Raw genomic sequence first — 2,679 nt, 5'->3', positions numbered from 1 at the left:
CTAGGCTCGGCCAGGTCGACCGATTTGCAGCTGCCCGGCGACCGTTTCGCTATATAGTTCCGGTGCGTGCGTCTCCCTCGGAAGCTATTCAGATACCGAGGAGACGAGCAACAGGCGTCATCTCCGATTGATTGAATTTCGCGGAGTTCGACGGCCGATGGTTTGATCGCAGGCCGGTCCAGACAGATGGGATCACAGCGCATGACGCCGACCGGGATCACCCGATGGCTTCCTCGTACGCATGCGGGTGGATGAGTTTATTGGAGATAGGTTTGATGTTCGCAAGAGAACGAGAAGCAGCCGATACCGGTCCGGTTGACAAAGAACAAACCCTGGGAGGGCTGCTGCGAATGTGGCGGGAACGGGCGCTGCTGACTCAGGAGCAGCTGGCTCGCCATTCCAGGCTCAACGTCCGTACTGTCCGCCGGCTGGAACTCGACGAAGTGCATCGCCCGCGCAACGCCTCACTGTACGCGCTGGCAAGGTCGTTGGGACTAAACGACGCCGAAGAGGAAAAGCTGATCGCCGCAGCCCGCAACGCCCCAGCTCGAGCGCTGAACCTCCCCATAATGGGAAAATCCGCGATCAGCAGCCGCGTAGCGGCTGCTGATGACGACTTGCGACTGCGTCTGATAACCACACCACAGCAACTGCCGCCCAATGCTGCACACTTCGTCGGCCGGCGTACAGAACTCGCCGTATTGGATGACCTGTTCAAGGAACCAGAACCGGCCACGGAGCCAAATCTCCAGGTTCTGGTGATCGTCGGTGGCGCCGGGATCGGCAAGACGACACTGGCGCTTAAGTGGTGCTCATCGGTCGCAGACGAGTTCCCGGACGGGCAACTGTACGTCAACCTCAGAGGCTTTGGAACGCTCACTCCCATCGAGCCGGTGAGCGCCTTGGCCATGCTACTCCGCAGCTTGGGAGTAGCCCCTGATGAGATCCCTGATGACCCGGTCGCCGCATCTGCGTTGTTCCGGACCCGTACAGCGAACAAGCGTCTGTTGCTCCTGCTCGACAACGCACTGGACAGTGAGCAGGTCCGCCCGCTGCTCCCCGCCCCTGGCTGTACTGTCGTCGTCACCAGTCGCGACCAGCTACGCAGTCTGGCAGCACGCGACGCCACCGCCCGTATCAGCCTTCCCCCACTTGAACTGCGGGACTCTGTGGAGCTATTGAGCCGGGTCTCGGGCCGGACCACAGTCCCGTTCGACGACCCGACCGTTCGCGAGCTCACGGATTTGTGTGACAACTCACCTCTCGCGCTGCGGATCATCGGTGAACGCCTCGCACGGCGGCCCGACATCCGTCTGTCCGACATCGTCGACGAGATCACCCATGAGCGACTCGAAGTCTTCTACAGCGGCGACGACGCCCCGTCTGACATGCGTACGGTTCTTTCATGGTCCTATCAGCACCTCGACAGGGACGCCGCGTGGATGTTGCGCGCGGTAGGCGCGCTTTACCCCGGAAGCGACTTCAGCCTGGCGGCGGCGGGCGCTCTTTCTGGGTTTTCCCTCAGGAAGGCGCACAGGCACCTGGACCGGTTGGTCTCCACGCACCTTGTGCAGCAGCAGAGCCACGACCGCTACAACCTGCATGATCTGGTACGCGCGTACGCAGCCGAGGAGAGCCGTCGCCACGATGCCACTTCGGTTCGCACCAACGCCATCTCACGGCTCCTGACATGGTTCATCCACGGCATGTACGCCGCCGACGTCATTTTCACGCCCGGCCGCATGCGGGAGCCTCTAGGCGAACTGAGTGAGCTGAGCGAAATAATGGAGCCCTTCTCCTTTTCCGATCCGTTCGCAGCCCGGCGCTGGTGTGAACTGGAACACCAGACCCTTATAGCATTACCCGCTTGGGCATACGACAATGGCGAGCCTCTTGCTGCCTGCCAGATCGCCTTCTTGCAAGAGGTATACCTCTTTCATTATAGCTACCATCATGAGCTGCTCAGCGGCCACAAGATAGCTGTAAAAGCGGCACAAGAAATCGGGAACCTCCGGTTGGAGGGGCATCTGCTCAGCGCGATGGGAAATGCATACTCTGAACTCCTTCGCCTGAACGAGGCGGCCGAATACTTCTACCAGGCGCTGGCGGCAGTTCGAGGATGCAAAGACCGCCGTGGCGAGGCCAAGGTTCTTGGGAATATCGCAATGAATGCCATCGACACCCAAGACTACGAGACGGCGCGAAAGCGATGCGAGCAGGCATTGGCCGCGGTCGTCGACTCAGGATACGAGCGAGGCCACGCCCACACTCTGGACACGCTCGGCGAAGCGCATTTTGGCCTTGGAGCTATCGCCTCGGCCATTGAGTGCTGGCATCAGGCCCTCGTCATCAATCGTCGAAGTGGTGCTCTCTTCGTTCAAGCGACGAACATCACCAACCTGGGGCGCGCCTACTCTGCTTTGGGAGACCACGAGAACGCGATCAAGCACCACCTGGAAGCGATCTCCGTATGTCGGGCGATCGAGAACCCGCGAGGAGAGGCCATGGCCATCTTCAACCTGGGTCGTGCTTACCTTTCTCAGGGAAGGCTGACGGATGCCGAGGCTGCCTGGCAGGAGTCGCTGGCCATTTTCTCCAAAGTTCGAGATGCCAAAGCCGATGACGTCTGGCGCGAGATCCAAACACTCCGCAAGGACAGGAGATAACGCATTCTGATGC

At 60.5% G+C, this 2,679-nt stretch carries 1 protein-coding gene; it reads left to right on the top strand.

Annotated elements, in window-relative coordinates; genetic code table 11:
- Nucleotides 1–131 precede the first annotated feature (131 nt).
- Nucleotides 132–2,666, top strand: coding sequence for an ATP-binding protein (locus tag E1294_RS51580; RefSeq protein WP_132520583.1), 2,535 nt, complete (start codon nucleotides 132–134; stop codon nucleotides 2,664–2,666).
- Nucleotides 2,667–2,679 lie beyond the last annotated feature (13 nt).

Source organism: Nonomuraea diastatica, assembly GCF_004349015.1.
Classification (GTDB): Bacteria; Actinomycetota; Actinomycetes; order Streptosporangiales; family Streptosporangiaceae; genus Nonomuraea; species Nonomuraea diastatica.
The sequence above is the reverse complement of the archived record's forward strand: the minus strand, read 5'-3'. Positions and strand labels throughout refer to the sequence as shown.